15 protein-coding genes and 1 other RNA gene are annotated in these 18,814 nt (G+C 34.2%); 9 read left to right on the plus strand and 7 right to left on the minus strand.

What is annotated here, in order from left to right; genetic code table 11:
* Positions 1-26: 26 nt before the first annotated feature.
* Positions 27-299: a DUF2752 domain-containing protein gene (locus tag ACFFGL_RS06605; RefSeq protein WP_309730624.1), complete on the minus strand. Its 273-nt coding sequence runs from the start codon at positions 297-299 to the stop codon at positions 27-29.
* Positions 300-385: 86 nt separating this feature from the next.
* Between ACFFGL_RS06605 and ACFFGL_RS06610 the strand changes: the two genes are divergently transcribed.
* Positions 386-574, plus strand: coding sequence for a hypothetical protein (locus ACFFGL_RS06610; protein WP_309730622.1), 189 nt, complete (start codon positions 386-388; stop codon positions 572-574).
* Entirely contained in the window at positions 561-1,103 is a 543-nt protein-coding gene (locus ACFFGL_RS06615) for a Smr/MutS family protein (RefSeq protein ID WP_309730621.1), read from the plus strand. Before ACFFGL_RS06610 ends, ACFFGL_RS06615 begins: the two co-directional genes overlap by 14 nt.
* On the opposite strand, the gene ACFFGL_RS06620 is transcribed toward ACFFGL_RS06615, so the two are convergent.
* The gene (locus ACFFGL_RS06620) at positions 1,100-2,068 is read right to left on the minus strand and encodes a hypothetical protein (RefSeq protein ID WP_309730619.1); all 969 of its coding nucleotides are present in this window, start codon (positions 2,066-2,068) and stop codon (positions 1,100-1,102) included. The two genes, ACFFGL_RS06615 and ACFFGL_RS06620, sit on opposite strands and share 4 nt — an antisense overlap.
* Positions 2,069-2,183: 115 nt before the next feature.
* Between ACFFGL_RS06620 and ACFFGL_RS06625 the strand changes: the two genes are divergently transcribed.
* Entirely contained in the window at positions 2,184-3,332 is a 1,149-nt protein-coding gene (locus ACFFGL_RS06625) for a cysteine desulfurase family protein (RefSeq protein ID WP_309730618.1), read from the plus strand.
* A gap of 134 nt (positions 3,333-3,466) precedes the next feature.
* Here ACFFGL_RS06625 and ACFFGL_RS06630 read toward each other — a convergent pair whose 3' ends face one another.
* Both ACFFGL_RS06630 and ACFFGL_RS06635 read right to left on the minus strand, forming a co-directional pair.
* Complete coding sequence (locus ACFFGL_RS06630; protein ID WP_309730616.1) at positions 3,467-5,941, minus strand: TonB-dependent receptor; 2,475 nt, start codon at positions 5,939-5,941, stop codon at positions 3,467-3,469.
* A 12-nt stretch (positions 5,942-5,953) separates the two neighbouring features.
* A complete protein-coding gene (locus tag ACFFGL_RS06635; protein WP_309730614.1) occupies positions 5,954-7,654 on the minus strand; it encodes a M23 family metallopeptidase in 1,701 nt (566 codons plus the stop codon).
* A gap of 179 nt (positions 7,655-7,833) precedes the next feature.
* Here ACFFGL_RS06635 and ACFFGL_RS06640 point away from each other — a divergent pair, with 179 nt between their 5' ends.
* The 5 genes from ACFFGL_RS06640 to ACFFGL_RS06660 all read left to right on the plus strand — a co-directional run bounded on the left by ACFFGL_RS06640 (position 7,834) and on the right by ACFFGL_RS06660 (position 12,474).
* Positions 7,834-8,124: a hypothetical protein gene (locus ACFFGL_RS06640; RefSeq protein ID WP_309730612.1), complete on the plus strand. Its 291-nt coding sequence runs from the start codon at positions 7,834-7,836 to the stop codon at positions 8,122-8,124.
* Positions 8,125-8,133: 9 nt separating this feature from the next.
* Positions 8,134-8,427 carry a cell division protein ZapA gene (locus ACFFGL_RS06645; protein ID WP_309730610.1) on the plus strand — a complete coding sequence of 98 codons (294 nt, stop codon included), beginning with the start codon at positions 8,134-8,136 and terminating at the stop codon, positions 8,425-8,427.
* A 61-nt stretch (positions 8,428-8,488) separates the two neighbouring features.
* Positions 8,489-8,596, plus strand: a non-coding RNA gene (gene ssrS / locus ACFFGL_RS06650) — 6S RNA.
* A 45-nt stretch (positions 8,597-8,641) separates the two neighbouring features.
* A complete protein-coding gene (gene rny, locus ACFFGL_RS06655; protein WP_309730608.1) occupies positions 8,642-10,207 on the plus strand; it encodes a ribonuclease Y in 1,566 nt (521 codons plus the stop codon).
* A gap of 128 nt (positions 10,208-10,335) precedes the next feature.
* Positions 10,336-12,474 carry a M3 family metallopeptidase gene (locus ACFFGL_RS06660; RefSeq protein ID WP_309730606.1) on the plus strand — a complete coding sequence of 713 codons (2,139 nt, stop codon included), beginning with the start codon at positions 10,336-10,338 and terminating at the stop codon, positions 12,472-12,474.
* Between the two features lie 71 nt (positions 12,475-12,545).
* On the opposite strand, the gene ACFFGL_RS06665 is transcribed toward ACFFGL_RS06660, so the two are convergent.
* The 3 genes from ACFFGL_RS06665 to clpB all read right to left on the minus strand — a co-directional run bounded on the left by ACFFGL_RS06665 (position 12,546) and on the right by clpB (position 18,217).
* Positions 12,546-14,828, minus strand: coding sequence for a M4 family metallopeptidase (locus tag ACFFGL_RS06665; protein WP_378928169.1), 2,283 nt, complete (start codon positions 14,826-14,828; stop codon positions 12,546-12,548).
* Positions 14,829-14,839: 11 nt separating this feature from the next.
* The gene (locus ACFFGL_RS06670; protein WP_309730602.1) at positions 14,840-15,238 is read right to left on the minus strand and encodes a hypothetical protein; all 399 of its coding nucleotides are present in this window, start codon (positions 15,236-15,238) and stop codon (positions 14,840-14,842) included.
* A 363-nt stretch (positions 15,239-15,601) separates the two neighbouring features.
* Positions 15,602-18,217 (minus strand): ATP-dependent chaperone ClpB, encoded by a 2,616-nt coding sequence (gene clpB, locus ACFFGL_RS06675; protein ID WP_309730600.1) that lies wholly within the window; start codon positions 18,215-18,217, stop codon positions 15,602-15,604.
* Positions 18,218-18,389: 172 nt separating this feature from the next.
* On the opposite strand from clpB, the gene ytxJ reads away from it, so the two are divergent.
* On the plus strand, positions 18,390-18,779 hold the full coding sequence (gene ytxJ, locus ACFFGL_RS06680; RefSeq protein WP_309730599.1) for a bacillithiol system redox-active protein YtxJ: 390 nt from the start codon (positions 18,390-18,392) through the stop codon (positions 18,777-18,779).
* Positions 18,780-18,814: the final 35 nt, after the last annotated feature.

Raw genomic sequence — 18,814 nt, forward strand, 5'->3', positions numbered from 1 at the left:
TTTAAATATATAAAGTTTTTCAGTATTTAAAGAAATTTTAAAATGTAACTTATTAAAATTGTAGCCACACTTATAACGGCAAAAAAAGTGGTTAATTTTTCATAGATTTTCGAAGGCGAAATCATATTCAATAACACTACCGAAGCTAAAATGACTAATGGATAAATTGCCGGATAAAGTATAAATGCCTGAGAGAATTCCCCTTTAATTAAAAAAATAAAAGCACGTTGCCCACCACAACCGGGACATTCGAACCCGAAAAATTTTTTATTTAAGCATGGCAACATGAATTCTTTCATCCTTTATTGTAATAAATTATTTTATACGTTTCAAAAATAATATTTTTGTACTCATTATTCGAAATTATAATTTAAAAAAGAGTCGATTGAATAAACAAGTCCTAAATACCATTATTATAATTATTGGCGCAATTTTATTGATTTATGCAATGATTGTAGATACTGAAAATATTTATTTGAAAATAGCAGGATTAGTCATTTTAATGATTGGGCTTTATACGGCAACTAGAAATTGGGTAGGGGAGAATAAAAATGATGAAGATGACACTGAATAAAGGCGATTTAGTTGAAGTAATAGATGAACCAATTGGCGGAAGAATTCTTGAAATTGAAGGCGATGAGGTTGTAATTGAAACCGAAGAAGGTTTCCCCATGCGTTTTAACATTACTGAAATTGTGAAAGTGGCTACCGATGAAATTAAGGTAGATTATGATGAAATGATGGAGGCAATGAAAGAGAAAAAAATAAAAAAGAAAAAAACATCTTCACGCATTAAGCCTAAAGAACGTTCGGCTCCGCCCTTAGAAGTAGATTTACATATTCATAAATTAACAGATCGAGATAAAAATCTTTCAAATTTTGAAATGCTCAATATTCAGCTTGATACCGCTCGAGGACAATTAGAATTTGCAATCAGAAAAAGAATTCAGAAAGTAGTATTTATTCACGGTGTTGGTCAAGGCGTTTTAAGAGCAGAATTAGAAACACTATTAAGCCGCTACGATAACTTAAAATTCTACGACGCCGATTTTCAAAAATACGGTGTTGGCGCTACCGAAGTTTATATTTTTCAGAATCCTTAATTAGGGTTAATAAATTCTTGTGTACTGCTAATTTGAAATCTTCCGATAGTTAGAGTTTCTAAAATAATTTCTTCGCCATTAGCTGTATTTTCCATTGTAATATCTTTAGCGACTACAATTGTTCTAAAAGTTCTTGAAACGCGATTAGCACGAACTACATTTATATCTTCAGATAACGTATCTTCAGGATCTAAATAATTAGGAATTCCGTTTCCATTTGTATCATCGTCAGAAGGATTTAAAATATATTCCTGTGGATCGTCAGAATTATCATTCGCATTTAAATCTTCATTTCTAGTAAGTACACCGTCGCCATCATCATCAGAGTCTAAATAATCTGGTATTCCGTCGTTATCGGTATCCAGATAATTGTCATTTTCTACATCATTTCCCAATTCATTCAACGTTAAAACATTATCGTTATCATCATCAATATCTAAAAAGTTAGGAATTCCATCGCCGTCGGTATCGTCATTAAATAAATTTCCGTCGCCATTTAAATCTTCTTCTTCGGCTGGAATACCATCATTATCATCTTGTTCAATAATAGTTGTGGTAATAATTACTCGACCACCGTTGGTGCTAATATATTCATCTTCTACTTGCGGTTCACTCGGCGGAATATCGTTACAAAAATAGTCGCTCCCCGAAATCGGTCCGTTATACGTTCGGTAAACCAATCTGTTATTTTGGTTTAAATCGACCACAATAGAATCTTGTTCAGCCAAACCTTCAAATTTTCCGGTAAAATCGGGTTGCGTTAAACTTAATGAAAGACTTTCGCTAGGCTCAGAATTAGTAGTATATAGAAGGCGAATAACTTCTTGATTAGGATTTTCGCCTTGCTCTGTACAAGTGGTTAATTGCGCATCTTCATCAAAATCGAATGAGGTTACAATTATATCGCCATCATCGCAAGCGGAGCAACATAAAATGAATATAAAAATTGAAATAAACTTTTTCATTAGAAAGCAGATTTTTAGCAAAATTACATCAATTCATATTTTACAGGCGTTAATCTATAAAATAATTTTAAATATTATATTTTTGCACCCGTATAGATTGGAAAGTAAAATTATTATGAGAAAAGTTTATTTAGATAGCGCTGCAACTACGCAAATGCGAGATGAAGTAATTTCAGCAATGACAGAAGTTATGCAAAATACCTTTGGTAATCCATCTTCAACACACGCGTTTGGTAGGTCTGCAAAATCTATGGTAGAAAATGCCAGAAAAACAGTGGCAAGCTATTTAAATGTTTCTGCAGCAGAAATAATTTTTACTTCCGGCGGAACTGAAGCCGATAACTTAGCATTGAACAGTGCGGTGAGAGATTTAGGTGTTACGCGAATTATTACTTCAAAAATAGAACATCACGCGGTTTTGTATACTGTAAATCAGCTGCAAGAATGTTATGATATTGAAGTTGAATACGTAAATTTAAAAGAATGCGGAAGTATCGATCTTGATCATTTAGCCAAACTTTTGCAAGCTTCAGATAAAAAAACATTGGTAAGTTTAATGCACGTGAATAATGAAGTAGGAAATATTTTAGATATCCAACACGTCGGTAGACTTTGTAAAGAATTCAACACGATGTTTCATAGTGATATGGTACAATCTATCGGTCATTTCGAAATTGATCTACAAGAAATTCCAGTTGATTTTACTGCGGTAAGTGCGCATAAATTTCACGGTCCAAAAGGCGTGGGTTTTGCATTTGTACGAAAAAACAGCGGACTAAAACCTTTAATTTTCGGAGGAGAACAAGAACGTGGTGTTAGAGCCGGAACTGAAAGTGTACATAATATTGTTGGTTTAGCGGAAGCCTTAAAAATATCGTATGATAATTTAGCTGAAGAAAAACCTTACGTAACCGAAATCAAAAAGTACTTTATTGAAAAACTAAAAAACGAAATTCCTGAAGTAAAATTTAACGGCGGTTGCGGTGATTTACCAAAAAGTACGTACACGCTGGTGAATGTTTGTTTACCTATTTCAGCTGAAAAAGCTTCTATGTTATTATTTCAATTAGATTTAAAAGGAATTGCCTGTTCAAAAGGAAGCGCTTGCCAAAGTGGAGCAGAAGGCGGTTCGCATGTTTTAAATGCTATTTTAAACGAAGAAGATTTAAAGAAACCTTCTATCCGTTTCTCTTTTTCAAAATTCAACACCAAAGAAGAAATTGATTATGTAGTTGAAGTGCTTAAGGAATCAGTTAATTCTTAAATTTTTTGAAGCAAAAAAACATTCGGAATTTATTTCAGAATATACTCTTACTAAATTATAAAGGAAGTTGGTGAGAATCTGAAACAAGTTCAGGTTGACAAAAATGGATTTCAGAAAAGCTTTTTTTATTCTAATTAAAAACGCATTCCTAAACGCAAATTAAATACACGGGGTGATAAATAATTTGGGATCGAATACATTTGTTTGCTATAAACATCACGCACAAATGTGTTGGTAATTGAGTTTTGATTATCAAATAAATTAAAAATTTCGAACCCTATATTTAATTCTTCAAAAACACTCAACCAGTTGCTTTTCTGAATTTCTTTCGTTTCATTAGGATCTACAATTACATAAGAAAAACCAACATCCGCTCTTTTATAATCCGGTAAGCGAACTTGATAATCGTAAGGATCTGCATAACGTGGCGAACCACCTGGAAGACCAGTATTGTAAACCAAGTTTAAATACATTTTTAAACTCGGAATTTTCGGAACATAATCTTGAAATAATATCCCAAATTTTAAGCGTTGGTCGGTAGGGCGCGAAATATAACCGCGATTATTAATATTTTCTTCCGTTTTTAAATAACCGAAACTTAACCAACTTTCCGTTCCACGGACAAACTCTCCATTCAACCTTAAATCTAAACCGTAGGCGTAAGCCTCCGCATTATTATTGGCGCGATACCGAATACGAACATTTTCAATGGTATACGGATTCACATCAGTCAAGGATTTATAATAAAATTCAGAAACCAATTTAAATGGACGATCTTGCAATTTAAAACTATAATCATTTCCGATTACCAAATGAACAGATTGTTGCGCTTTTACATCGGGAATTACCGTTCCGGTTGAATCTCGTAAAGCTCTGTAAAATGGCGGTTGATAATACATTCCGCCCGAAATTCTAAATAACATATCGGTTTTCCAGTCGGGTTTTAAAGCAAATTGCGCACGTGGACTTACAACGGTTTGTGTATTTGCTTCAATATTTTCTCCGCTAACAGTCCAAGTATGCGAACGAACTCCGGCATTAAACCAAGCTTTGCTAGCGCCCAGTTCAGTTTGATAACTCCATTGTAAAAAATTCTGAAATCTGTCAATCTGCGTTTTATTAATCGCGCGAATACTATTATAAGGAACCAAAGGTCCGGCGTAAGCATTATAAGGTTGGTTGTTTTTTAATTCGTCTAAAGGCGGTCGAATAGAAAATCCGGCAGAATCGATAACTTCATATTCTCGAACACGATCGCGAATATCTTCGTGGGTATATTTTACGCCATATTCAAATTGATGATCTTCAATATTTAAAGTTCCGCGATGTTGGAAATTAAAAATTAACGCATCTAAATCATTTCTAGCGTGTGTTAATTGAGCACCAACGCCTTCAGTAAATTCTACTTCCCCTAAATTTTCTCCGCCAATGGAAGAATTTGGTTCGCCTAAACGATATTCAGCGAAAATATCATAATATTCTTGCTCTTGCGTATTATAGGTTGAAGCAATTAATTTTGCTGTATAATTATCTGAAACTTTGTACGTAGCTTTTAATGCACCAAAATAGGTTTCGTATTGGTCTTGTTCTTGACCTTCATAAAAAACCAATAAAGCTTTTGGGTCTTGCAGTGTTCCAAAATTTGTTTGGCGGGTTACCGGTTCGTAATCATATTTATTGATGGAAATATTTCCTAAAAATCCTAATTCAAATTTATTGCTGAATTGATAGGTAAGATAAGTTTGCGCATCAGCAAATCGTGGTTTAAAATTTGTTTCGGTTTCTTTTGCGTTCACAAAAAGACTGTTGTCGCGATAACGAATTCCTAAAATACCGGAAAACTTCTCGTCTTTAGAAATTCCTTCAACGGAAGCACTTCCGCCTAAAAAACTAGCTTCTAAAGAAGCGCCAAAATCAACAGGTCTTCGGTAATCGATGTCGAGAACTGAAGATAGTTTATCGCCGTATTTTGCTTGAAAACCTCCTGCTGAAAATTCAACATTTCTTACTAAATCGGTATTTACAAAACTTAAGCCTTCTTGTTGTCCGGAGCGAATAAGAAAAGGTCGGTAAACTTCAATTTCATTTACATAAACTAAATTCTCATCATAATTTCCACCACGAACTGAATATTGCGTACTTAATTCATTATTGGAACTTACACCGGGTAAGGTTTTTAGTAAATTCTCTACACCGGCATTTGCTCCGGGAATTTTACGAACTGTTTCTGGTTCTATGCTTACAATTCCTTCTACACGTTTATTTCGTTCACCGGAAATTACCACTTGCCCGATTTGTTCGACAGTAGTTTTTAAAACCGGATTAATTTCTTTGTGTTCACCTTCAGCAAGGCCTTCAATAGTTAACGTGATTTTTTTGAAGCCTACGTACGAATAGGTGAGTGTTACTTTTTCGTTTGCTGGAATTTCTAAAAAATAAAATCCGTTCTCATTGGTTTGCGTTCCGCCGTTTGGATAAGAAATATTGGCTGAAGGAATTGGCGTTTGGGCTTCATCAAAAATAATTCCTTTAACGACAGCGGTTTGTGCGTTTAATAAAACAGTAAAGCATAAGGTGAAAAGTATGCTAAGCGAAATTGGTAGCTTCAAGATAAATCGACTTTATTTTTTTCTGAAAAATGTGCCTTCAAATGTAGTACTATTTCCAACATTATCAACCACGATGATTTTTAATTTGTTTTCTGTACTATGAGTAACGGCTTCATCATTAAAATCGTATACTAGCATGTCAGTTTTATAATCGTATTCCATTAAAATAAATTCGCCATTTATAGTTGCTCGATAACTGCTGATACCGGTTTTATCATCTGCAATTTTAAATTTTAAATAGCGGTAATTAGACATCCATTTTCCTTCTCGAAAGTTTACCGGAGTAATTCTTGGCGGTGTAGAATCGCTCATTAATTTGTAAGTTCCAAAGGTTCGGGTTCGAGTGGTAAATCGATTTCTTTTTTTATACGTATCGGAATAATAAGGCGTTCCCCAATCGCTCATTCGTGCAATGTATAATTTCTTTTTGTCGTCTTCGCTATACTTACTCACATCAAAACCAATGGTCATATTTTTATGTAGCGGAATGGCATCGTTTCCTACCGTAATGCTTTCGCCGTCTGTAGTTACGTTGAGGTAAACATCGTCATATAAAGCGTGTTTAGGAATGTAAATATCAAATTTTCCTTCGTCAAAAGCTACCGCTTCATTTGCTCTTCCTAAATAATCGGTTTTTTCAATAGTATTCGGAATAATTTCTTCAACTGAAATTTCATCATTTTCAATAGGAATGCGAACGGTACTTACGTTTCCTTTAAAATCTTCAACTTTTATCGTATAGGTATAATCTAAACTATCTTGAATGGAAACGTACCCATTGTGATGCAATTGGGTTAAAATACTAAGCGGATTATTAGGTTCTAAAAATAATTTCTGAACACGATTTCGCTTTGTTTTGTAATATTCATAATCGATAAACCGGTTAATATAACGTGATTCTGCGAATGAAAATTCTGAAAAATTAGCCTCAAACACAGGGGAACCATTTAAAAAACTACTTATTTTATAAACTCCATTTTGATTTGCAGCATAATTTAAACGATCGATAGTCGAAATTCCAAAGCCGATTTTTCCGTGCGCTTTAAAGCTTTCGGTTTCATAAAGTCCGTTTCCTTTTGGAATAAGACGTAATTGTTGACGCTTAGCCGATTTATTAACGTGGGCATTTTCGCCAGTAGGATAAACCAAAATATTTTTTACAATTGGTGGATAGGTGTCTTTGATATCAATCCCAAATTCCATCGGATTTATAGGATGTTGTTGTGCATTTCGAATTTCAAAATGTAAATGCGGTCCGCCGCTGCTACCGCTATTTCCACTATACGCGATAACTTCACCTTGAGAAACTACCAAATCATCTTCCTGCGGAAAAACTTCAATTTCATAGCTTTCTTTAGCGTATTGCTTCTTTTTTATGTAAGCTTCAATTTTAGGAGAAAACTCACTTAAATGAGCGTAAACACTTGTGTAACCATTTGGATGCTGAATATAAAGAGCTTTTCCGTAACCAAAATGAGCAATTTTTATTCGGCTAACATAACCTTCTGCAGTCGCTAAAACCTTTAATCCAGTTTGTTGCTGCGTTTTAATATCCATTCCGCTGTGAAAATGATTAGAACGAAGCTCACCAAAAGTTCCTGAAAGAATTAAAGGAACCTCTAACGGATTCTGAAAATAATCTTGCGGATATGAATTTTGTGCATTCATTCCCAGGCTTAAAAGAATGCAGCCCATAAAAAAAAGCAATCTCATAAAATGGTGTTTAACAATTTATTGAAGAATTTTGAAAGATAGCGTAAAGTTTAGGAATATCAAAAAGCTTACCGCGGTGAGTTTCAAAAATTAATTTTTCATTAAAAATAGCACGTAAATTATTGTCATATTCCTTAAGGTATGTTAACTTTGTGCGAGAAGCATTACGATAAGCGCTGATGAGTGATTTGGTTGAAATAGTTGATTCTCTTGAGAATAAAGTCAGTAAGCTGTTGCATAAATATGAAATTTTAAAGCAAGCAAACCTTCAATTAGAAGAAAAACTTGCGGTTCAAGAAAGCAACCAAGCAAAAATTAAAGCTGAACTAAATTCCGTAGAACAAGAAAACCAAACGCTAAAAGCTGCGAACGCGATGCTAGGCAGTAACGAACATAAACGAGAGACTAAACTCAAAATAAATAGCTTAATTCGAGAGATTGATCAATGCATTGTTCAACTTTCAGAATAAAATTGTTGAATGAATGATAAGCTAAAAATAAAACTATCGATTGCAGATCGGGTATATCCGCTAACTATTGCGCCGAAGCAAGAAGAAGGATTACGAAAAGCTGCAAAAAAGATAGAAGAAACAATTAAGCAATTTGAGAAAAGTTATGCCGTTCGAGATAAGCAAGATGTATTAGCAATGTGTGCTTTGCAATTTGCCGCAAAAACCGAACAGCAAAATATTAATAAAAGTGACCAAGTACTTCTAGCAGAAGAAAAACTAAATTCATTAGATCAACTTTTGCAAGAGCACTTGTTTAAATAGAAAACGTTCTTTAAAATAAATAGTAAGGTTTACTGCCTGTATTAGTTATTCTTTTTGATAAACTCAACACATATCAATTAAAAAGGGTGAGTCAAAGTTGTAAAAGCAAGCCGTCTTAGAACGGATCCTTGATCAGCTTGTTAGCCCTAAACCTGTTTCGACGGAGTTTAAACAAAACCCAACTAATACAGGCTTTTTTTATATAAAATAATTTATGGATATAATTATAACAGCAGTAATAGTAGGAGTTGTAGGAATAGCAATAGGCTACTTAATTTCGAACTCTTTACAGAAAAAGAAAGCATCATCAATTTTATCTGAGGCAGAAAAAAGCGCCGCAAATATCATAAAAGAAGCGAAAGCCGAAGGTGAAAGTAAAAAGAAAGATAAAATACTTCAGGCGAAAGAAAAGTTTATAGAATTAAAGTCTGAGCACGAAAAAGTAATTCTCGGAAGAGATAAAAAAATAGCTGAAGCTGAAAAGCGTACGCGCGATAAAGAATCACAGGTTTCAAGCGAATTGGCTAAAAACAAAAAGCTAAACAAAGATCTTGAAGAAAAAGTACGTGATTACGATTACAGAACAGAGTTTCTTGACAAAAAACAAGAAGAGATTGAAAAACTTCACCAAAGTAAAGTCAAGCAATTAGAAGTAATTAGCGGTTTAAGCGCAGAAGAAGCCAAACAACAATTGGTAGAATCTTTAAAAGAATCTGCCAAAACCGATGCAATGGCACTTATTCAAGATACCATTGAAGAAGCAAAACTTACCGCGCAGCAAGAGGCGAAAAAAATTGTCATTAATACCATTCAGAGAATTGGTACCGAAGAAGCTATCGACAATTGCGTTTCCGTTTTCAACTTAGAAAGCGACGATGTAAAAGGACGAATTATTGGTCGTGAAGGAAGAAATATCCGTGCGATTGAAGCGGCAACAGGCGTAGAAATTATTGTAGATGATACTCCTGAAGCTATTATTTTATCGTGTTTCGATGCGGTAAGAAGAGAAGTTGCTCGTTTATCATTGCATAAATTAGTTACCGACGGAAGAATTCACCCGGCGAGAATTGAAGAAGTGGTGAAGAAAACCCGTAAACAAATCGATGAAGAAATTATCGATATCGGTAAACGAACCGTTATCGATTTAGGAATTCACGGTTTAAACCCTGAATTGATTAAAGTGGTAGGTAGAATGAAATACCGTTCTTCTTACGGGCAAAACTTACTGCAACACTCGCGTGAAGTTGCAAAACTTTGTGGCGTAATGGCTGCAGAATTAGGCTTAAACCCGAAACTTGCAAAACGTGCAGGATTATTACACGATATCGGAAAAGTACCAGAAACCGAAACCGAAATTCCACACGCTATTTTAGGAATGCAATGGGCCGAAAAATATGGTGAAAAACCTGAAGTTTGCAATGCAATTGGAGCTCACCACGACGAAGTAGAAATGACTTCTTTATTATCGCCAATTATTCAAGTTTGTGATGCGATTAGTGGCGCAAGACCTGGCGCAAGACGTCAAGTTTTAGACTCGTATATTCAGCGTTTAAAAGATCTGGAAGATATCGCGTTTGGTTTCCCCGGGGTTAAAAAGGCTTATGCAATTCAAGCTGGTAGAGAATTACGTGTGATTGTAGAAAGTGAAAAAGTAACCGACGAGAAAGCATCTAACCTTTCGTTTGAAATTTCACAAAAAATTCAAACCGACATGACTTATCCTGGACAAGTTAAAATTACCGTTATTAGAGAAACCAGAGCTGTTAACGTAGCTAAATAAAGTTTTATAAAATATATTGATCCAAAAAAGCCGATTCTGTTAAGAATCGGCTTTTTGTTTTCTCTGGGCGAATGATTTTCTGTCTTTTTGTTTTAGTTGTATCTTTCAACTTTAGAAAATAAATTTTTATGAAAAAAACCGTTCAAAGTCTAGGTTTAATCGCCTTATTAATGATAAGTTCTTGTAAAGAAGAACCTAAAAAAAGTGAAGAGAAAATGACAGAAGTTCCGCAATTGCTATCTCCTTGGGAAGGTCCGTATCAAGGTGTTCCTGCTTTCGACAAAATGGAAGTTTCTATGTTGAAACCAGCCATTCGAAAAGGAATGGAACAACATTTACAACAACTCGATTCCATAGCGAATTCAGCTGAAGAACCTACTTTTGAAAATACAATTATCCCAATGGAAAAAGCAGGCGAACCTTTAGATCGTGCTTTCACCTATTATGGTATTTATAGTAGCAATTTATCTTCAGAAAAATTTAGAGAAGCTCAAGAAGAATTAGCACCTGAAATTTCAACTTACGAATCTAAAATACTTCAAAATGAAGCGTTGTTTCAGCGTATTAAAAGTGTTTATCAAAAATCTCAACAAGATTCACTTTCTGCCCAAAAACAACGGACGCTCAATTTAATTTACGAACGTTTTGTAATGAATGGCGCAAATCTTTCCGAAGAAAACAAAAAGCGTTATGCTGAAATTGAACAAGAATTATCGAAACTTTACACAAAATTCTCTAATAATGTTTTAGCTGAAGAAGAGAATTATGTGGTTTATTTAGAGGAGGATGAGCTGGCAGGTTTACCAAAATCTTTTCAAAAAGCGGCAGCAAGTGCGGCAGAAAATTTAGGAAAAAAAGGAAAATATGCCATCACCAATACGCGTTCGTCGATGGATCCATTTTTAACCTATTCAGAAAATCGTGAACTTCGAGAAAAAGTATGGAAAAATTATTATTCTCGAGGCGATAATAACGATGAATTCGATAATAAAAAGATTATAAAACAGATATTAAAACTTAGAGATAAACGTGTGGAATTATTAGGTTATGATAATTTTGCGGCTTGGCGTTTGCAAAACAGAATGGCGAAAACACCAGAAAAAGCGATGGCTTTAATGATGGAAGTGTGGCCGGCGGCTTTAGCTAGAGTAGAAGAAGAGGTGAAAGAAATGCAAGCTATTGCCGATAAAAATAATGAAGGAATTATTATCGAACCGTGGGATTACCGTTATTATGCTGAAAAAGTTAGACAAGATAAATATGATTTAGATAGTGAAGAAATAAAAGAATATTTGGTGTTAGATAACTTAAAAGAAGCTTTGTTTTTTACTGCTGGCGAGTTGTTTAATTACGAGTTTTCAAAAATAACCGATGGAAGTGTTCCTGTTTTTCACGAAGATGTAGAAGTTTATGAAGTCACTAAAAATGATGAAGTTATTGGCCTTTGGTATTTAGACCCTTATGCGCGACAAGGAAAGCGTTCTGGAGCTTGGGCGACAACCTACAGAAGTAAAGCGGAATTAACTGGAAACAAACCTGTTTTAGCTTCAAATAATTCTAACTTTATTGAACCTGCTCCAGGCGAACCAATCTTGGTTTCTTGGGATGACGCCGAAACTTTTTTTCACGAATTTGGGCACGCCTTGCATTTTCTTTCAGCCGATATAAAATATCCTACCTTAAATGGCGGAGTTCGTGATTATACAGAATTTCAATCGCAATTATTAGAACGTTGGTTGTCTACCGATAAAGTTATAAATAAATTTTTGCGTCACTATAAGACCGATGAAGTTATTCCGGAAAAATTGGTTCAAAAAATAAAGAAATCAGCTACATTTAATCAAGGTTTTGCTACAACTGAATTTTTAGCCTCGGCGATTATGGATATGAAATTTCATACAACCGATCCCGAAAAAATTGATGATGTAACCGAATTTGAACAAAAAACCTTAGATTCTTTAGGAATGCCTAATGAAATTGTGATGCGTCATCGTCCAACTCATTTTGGTCATATATTTTCTGGAGAAGGATATTCCGCAGGTTATTATGGCTATTTATGGGCCGATGTTTTAACTTCGGATGCTGCGGAAGCTTTTGCTGAATCTCCCGATGGTTTTTATGATAAAACCGTAGCCGATAAATTAGTAAAGTTTTTATTTGCTCCTCGAAACGCTGTAGATCCAGCTGAAGCTTATAAAAACTTTAGAGGAAGAGAAGCCAAAATTGACGCGTTAATGCGCGATCGAGGTTTTCCGGTTCCCGAGTAATTTTTAAAAAATTTTGACATAAAAAAACCGCTTCTTTTAGGAGGCGGTTTTTTTGTAAGCTTTTATTCAGTTTATTTTACAATCAATTTTTTAATAAGTTGATGCTGATTCGAATTGAATTTCAGCATATAAATACCGGAATTTAAGTCACTTATATTCATTTTATTTGTGCCTTTAGAAATGGAATGAGCAGAACGTACTTTTTTTCCTAATAGATCAATTATTTCTACTGTAACATTTTCATTTGAATTAGATTCAATAGTAAATAAACCGTTTGTAGGATTAGGGTAAACTTTTAAATTATCTGATAAAATGGCTTCGTCTAAACCTAGTATTGTAGAAGAATAAGTAGCAGTCCATCCAGTTTCTGTGGAAGATTCGTCAGAAGTAAAAACAACTGTCATAGCTCCAGTTCCATCAGTTGTATTAATTGTTTGTGGTATAGTAGTTCCAGACCAAGTTCCTAATAAAGAATAGCTAGTATCTGGACCGTCATATACTAAGACTTTATCGTAGCCTTGTTCAGTATCAAAAGCAGTAAAATTTAAAGTAATTTGATTTGCATTAGGAGGAGTAATTATCCAAGTACAATGTGTTAAATTTCCATATTCTTCAGAATTACTTCCATCTGAAAAAGTTCCAGTTTGTTCTTCTAGATATGTTATCCCGCTGCAATAACTTTTAGTTCCAATTCCTACTGCATACCAAGCATTTTTTACAGCTGCATATTCTGCTGAAGAACTTCCAAATAAATCTTCTGCAGCCTGTAAAGATCCATTATATGCATCGATAAAACTTGCACTTGGGGGCAAATAGTTTGTTAGATTGCGATAAGCAATATCTCTTGCATTAGCTAAACCAATGCCTGCAACCGAATAATTATTACCCAGATCGTTTGTTCCTGAACCACCTTCAGCTAACAGATAAAACCAATAATTTTGAACTCCACTGTTGATATGAACTCCGCCGTTATCATAATATAGATCATTCGGGTCTGCCCATCCATTTCCATTATAGGTATCCGGTTGTTGGCCTCCATTTGGATTTGACATTGATCTAAAGTAAGGAGCCTGTACAAAAATGTCTTCTCCAATTAACCAATCGGGATCTACACCAGAGTAAAACTCCACACAAACTCCAAAAATGTCAGCAAATGATTCGTTAAGTGCTCCCGATTCTCCTTGATATACTAAACCTCCATTACCATTTTTATTTACCACTAGATGCGTAAATTCGTGCCCTTCGACATCTAGCCCGACTACCGGATTCATGTATTGACCATCTCCTAAACCATAAGCCATCATATTGTAAGGTTCTTCCATAGCAAAAGCATTGTTAGGATCTCCTCCTTGACTTGCTTGAGAAAATGGAGTATTCAAATATTGCTTTATTATACTTCCATTTCCATCATAACTATCTCTACCTAATTGGCTTAAATAAAAATCATACGTAACTTCCATACCCCAGTGTACATCGATTGCGGGACTTGTAGACCAAATTGTTGAAGAATTTATATAATCCGTTGCTCCTACAAAACCATTATTAGTAAGATCTGTAGCGTTTGTAGCATCAAAGGTTTGAATATTTCGGATATTTTCTCTTAGACGGTAATTTCCTTGATAACTATCACATGTAATAGATTGGCTTCCACTATATATTGTTTGCCCAGTTCCCGGAACATCGGCATGCGCAATAAGGTTAATTTTATTGAAAACTTCTCCTGTATTTGCATCAATCAACACATAACACATTTCAAAAGGAGTATAAGAATCTATTCTAACTCTCTGAACTACTTTTATTTTTCTGTTTTCTCGATTTGGTACGGAAGCGATAACAGTTTCAACAGGATAGTTTTGTATAAGTCTAGTTACATTTAAATATTCTTTTGCGTTTTCTAATACCTGATCCTTGCTTATGTTTTGAACGATATTTATATCAGAAAATTCTGTAATTCGTCCATTAATCGTTTTAACGTAATTTTTTTCAAGATGAACTATGATAACACTTTCAGAAACTTTAATTCCTTTATAATAATGCTGCAAGAGTTTTTTGCTTGAATTACTTTTTTCTTTAACCTCTCTAAACTCGTGCTTATTATTTAGATTAAAAAAGTTATTTAATTTTTCTCTTAAAGTAGAATAAGCAATTTTTTTATGTTTTAAATTAAAAAAAAATGAGCCGTTTGTAGTTTTAATTCTCTGCTCAAGGTTTGCTGATCCTGAAGAATTCTTTGGAGATATAACTGTATGCTTAGTAGAATTAGATGATTGTTGAGCGTTTGTTTGAGCAGTCATATTTTGACTAACAATAGCTAAACCTATTAATAGACATATTTTAAGTTGAAATTTTTTCATATTAATTATCTTCATTTTTTTTGAATTGCTTTATTCATTAATTTTTTATGTAAATTTCTTATATCTTTGGGTGCTAAATTAGTGCCTATACCCCAAACAATCTTATTAGTGCCAGAAGGAGTAAAAATCGTAACAAAAGAATATAAATTTCGAGGTTTTACGAATTCGACATTCTTATTTTTACTTGCGGTTTTAAAAATTGATAAAACCTCTTCTTTGTTCAGTTTATTAACGATACTGTCGTTCTGATTTTTTATTAAACCATTTTCCTTAAGTGTAAAAACAACTTCCTTGCCCGTAAATCCTCCACCATTTCCAAACTGAATTTCATCTATTCCTGTGGTTGAAATTTGTTCTCCAGATTTGCACGAAGCAAGAAGTAGTAAAACCAAAATTAGTATTTTACTCATTTGAGAATAAAATATTGGTAGTTTGTAAACAAATAATCTCTTCAACTTAAAAAGCTTAAAATTAAAAAATAAGTATTGAATGCTCACAAATATAGAATATTATAATAAAGTGTTAAATTGTGAGTGCAAAAAAGATAAGATTTAACAGTTTAGGGTGATAGAAAAATTATTAATATTATAAAAACAGAGAATTTTTTAAAAACTCTTGAACGTATAAATAAAATGATTATTAAATATTCATGCTAAAATTGACGCGTTAATGCGCGATCGAGGATTTCCAGTTCCCGAGTAATTTTTAAAAAATTTTGACATAAAAAAACCGCCTCATAAAAGAGGCGGTTTTTCTTTATTTTAAGTTAATTTTTATTCAGTAGATATTTCTTTTTCAGATTCATTTCTGAAAACTAATTCATCGTCGAATGCGTCGATAAGAATAATACTGTCGGTAGTGATGTTTCCTGAAAGTATTTCTTTCGATAATTTATTCAACACTTCTTTTTGAATAGTTCGTTTTACCGGACGCGCTCCATATTGCGGATCGAATCCTCTTTTTGAAAGATGATCGATAGCTTCCGGTGTAGCGTCTAGCGTAATGTTTTGTTCGCTTAACATTTTAGTTACTCCTTTTAATTGAAGCCCAACAATTTCTTTAATATTTTCTTCATTTAAAGGTGTGAACATCACAATATCATCAATTCTGTTTAAAAACTCGGGACGAACTTGTTGTTTCAATAAACCTAAAACTTCTACTTTAGCACTCTCCATCGCTGTTTCAATATCTTTTACAGCATCAAATTTTTCTTGAATTATATGACTTCCCATATTAGAAGTCATAATAATAATCGTGTTTCTGAAATCTGCCAATCTTCCCTTATTATCGGTTAGTCGACCTTCATCTAACACTTGCAACAAGATATTAAACGTATCGGGATGCGCTTTTTCAATTTCGTCTAGTAAAACCACCGAGTAAGGTTTTCTTCGTACCGCTTCCGTAAGTTGTCCGCCTTCATCGTAACCCACGTATCCTGGAGGCGCACCAACTAATCTACTTACTGAATGACGTTCTTGATATTCGCTCATATCAATTCTGGTCATCGCATTATCATCATCAAATAGATATTCAGCTAAAGCTTTTGCTAGCTCTGTTTTACCAACTCCTGTTGTTCCTAGAAATAAGAAGGAACCAATAGGTCTTTTCTGATCTTGCAAACCGGCTCTACTTCGTCTAATGGCATCACTAACCGCAACAATCGCTTCTTCTTGACCAACAACTCTACGGTGAAGTTCATCTTCTAATTTTAGCAATTTCTCTCGTTCGCTTTGTAACATTTTGTTAACCGGAATTCCGGTCCATTTTGCCACAACTTCAGCGATATCTTCATTGGTAACTTCCTCTTGAATTAACGATTTTTTGCCTTCTTTTTTATGTTCTTCAACTTCTTTCTGTAATTTCTCTAAACGTTCTTGTGCTTCTTTAATTTTTCCGTAGCGAATTTCAGCAACTTTTCCGTAATCGCCTTCCCGTTCAGCGCGTTCAGCTTCTAATTTGAAATTTTCAATATCGGTTTTTGCCTGCTGAATATTATCTACAACTCCTTTTTCATTTTGCCATTGCGCATTCAATTCTGAACGCTCTTCTTTTAAATTCGCTAAATCGGCTTTTAAAGATTTTAATTTACTTTCGTCTTTTTCGCGTTTAATCGCTTCAATTTCAATTTCAAGCTGCATAATTTTACGATCGAGCACATCTAATTCTTCCGGTTTAGAGTTGATCTCCATTCGTAATTTTGAAGCTGCTTCATCCATCAAATCAATTGCTTTATCAGGTAAAAAACGATTAGTAATGTAACGTTGCGAAAGTTCTACCGCAGCGATAATTGCTTCGTCTTTAATTCTTACTTTATGGTGAGTTTCATATTTCTCCTTAATTCCGCGGAGAATAGAAATCGCACTTTCGGTATCGGGTTCATCTACGGTTACTTTCTGAAAACGACGTTCTAGCGCTTTATCTTTTTCAAAATATTTTTGATATTCATCTAACGTAGTCGCTCCAATCGCTCTAAGTTCACCACGAGCTAACGCTGGTTTTAAAATGTTTGCCGCGTCCATCGCTCCTTGTCCACCACCGGCGCCAACTAGCGTATGAATTTCGTCGATGAATAAAACGATATTTCCATCGCTAGAAGTAACTTCTTTAATTACCGCTTTTAGTCGTTCTTCAAATTCTCCTTTATATTTCGCGCCCGCGATTAACGCACCCATATCTAAGGAATAAATTTCTTTATTCTTTAAATTTTCTGGAACGTCGCCTGCTACAATTCTATGCGCTAAACCTTCGGCAATGGCTGTTTTTCCGGTTCCGGGTTCACCAACTAACATTGGGTTGTTTTTGGTTCTTCGCGATAAGATTTGCAAAATTCTTCGAATTTCTTCATCTCGACCAATAACCGGATCTAATTTTCCGTTTTCAGCTAATTGATTTAAATTTTTTGCATATTTATTAAGTGAATTGTAAGTTTCTTCTGCGCTTTGCGAAGTCACCCGATCACCTTGTCTTAATTCTTCAATTGCAGCTTTCAAGCCTTTTTCGGTTGCGCCTTGATCTTTTAAAATTTGGGCAACTTTACTTTTTGAGTTGAAAATTGCTAAGATTAAATGCTCGATAGAAATATATTCATCGTTCATTTTCTTTGCAATAATTGTTGCTTCATTTACCGTTTTTCCCGTTTCACGTGAAAACATAATGTCCCCGCCACTTACTTTCGGAAAACTTTCTAAGGTATTATCTAAAATCTGTGTAAAAAGATTGACGTTTATATTCAATTTTTTTAATAAAAAAGGCGTTACATTTTCGTCAATTAAGGTAATGGCTTTAAATAAATGTTCATTTTCAATTTGTTGATGGCCAAATTCTTGTGCAAGCTGCTGCGCCTGCTGAATAGCCTCTTGTGCTTTTATGGTAAATTTGTTTAAGTTCATAATTTTTGTTTTGAAAATTCTATTTCAATAAATATACCTAACAGTAAAACCGACAAAAAGTCACTTTAACTCCTTTGTTTGGGTGACAATTTTTCAGTTTACTTCGATTATTGTCCACTTTATTTGGATTGAATGATTAAATTAGTATTGTTACTATAAATATAGAAAGTATATGGGATTATTTGGAAATATATTCGGAGGAAATTCTGAAGCAAAAGAGGAAACTAGTTTTCCGTGGAAAGCTGTCGATTCAGAAGGAAAATTAAATGAAATTGATGCCGTTTCCCAAGAAAAATTATGTGTGATTTTTAAACATTCTACACGTTGCGGAATTAGTAAAATGGCGTTGCGCCAATTTGAAAAAGAAGCCGAAATTGAGGAAGAAAAGCTAGCGTTTTATTACCTAGATTTGATTAATTATCGTTCGCTTTCGCAGCAAATAGCAGAGCGCTATCAAGTAATGCACGAATCGCCACAAGTCATTTTCGTAAAAAATGGAAAAGTGATTGCACACGATTCACATAGTGGAATTGACGCTGAAAAAATTAAACAATTTGTATAAAAAAAGCCGAGAATTTTCTCGGCTTTCTTATTTTC

The sequence above is a fragment of the Mesonia maritima genome (genome assembly GCF_042433895.1).
Taxonomy (GTDB): domain Bacteria; phylum Bacteroidota; class Bacteroidia; order Flavobacteriales; family Flavobacteriaceae; genus Mesonia; species Mesonia maritima.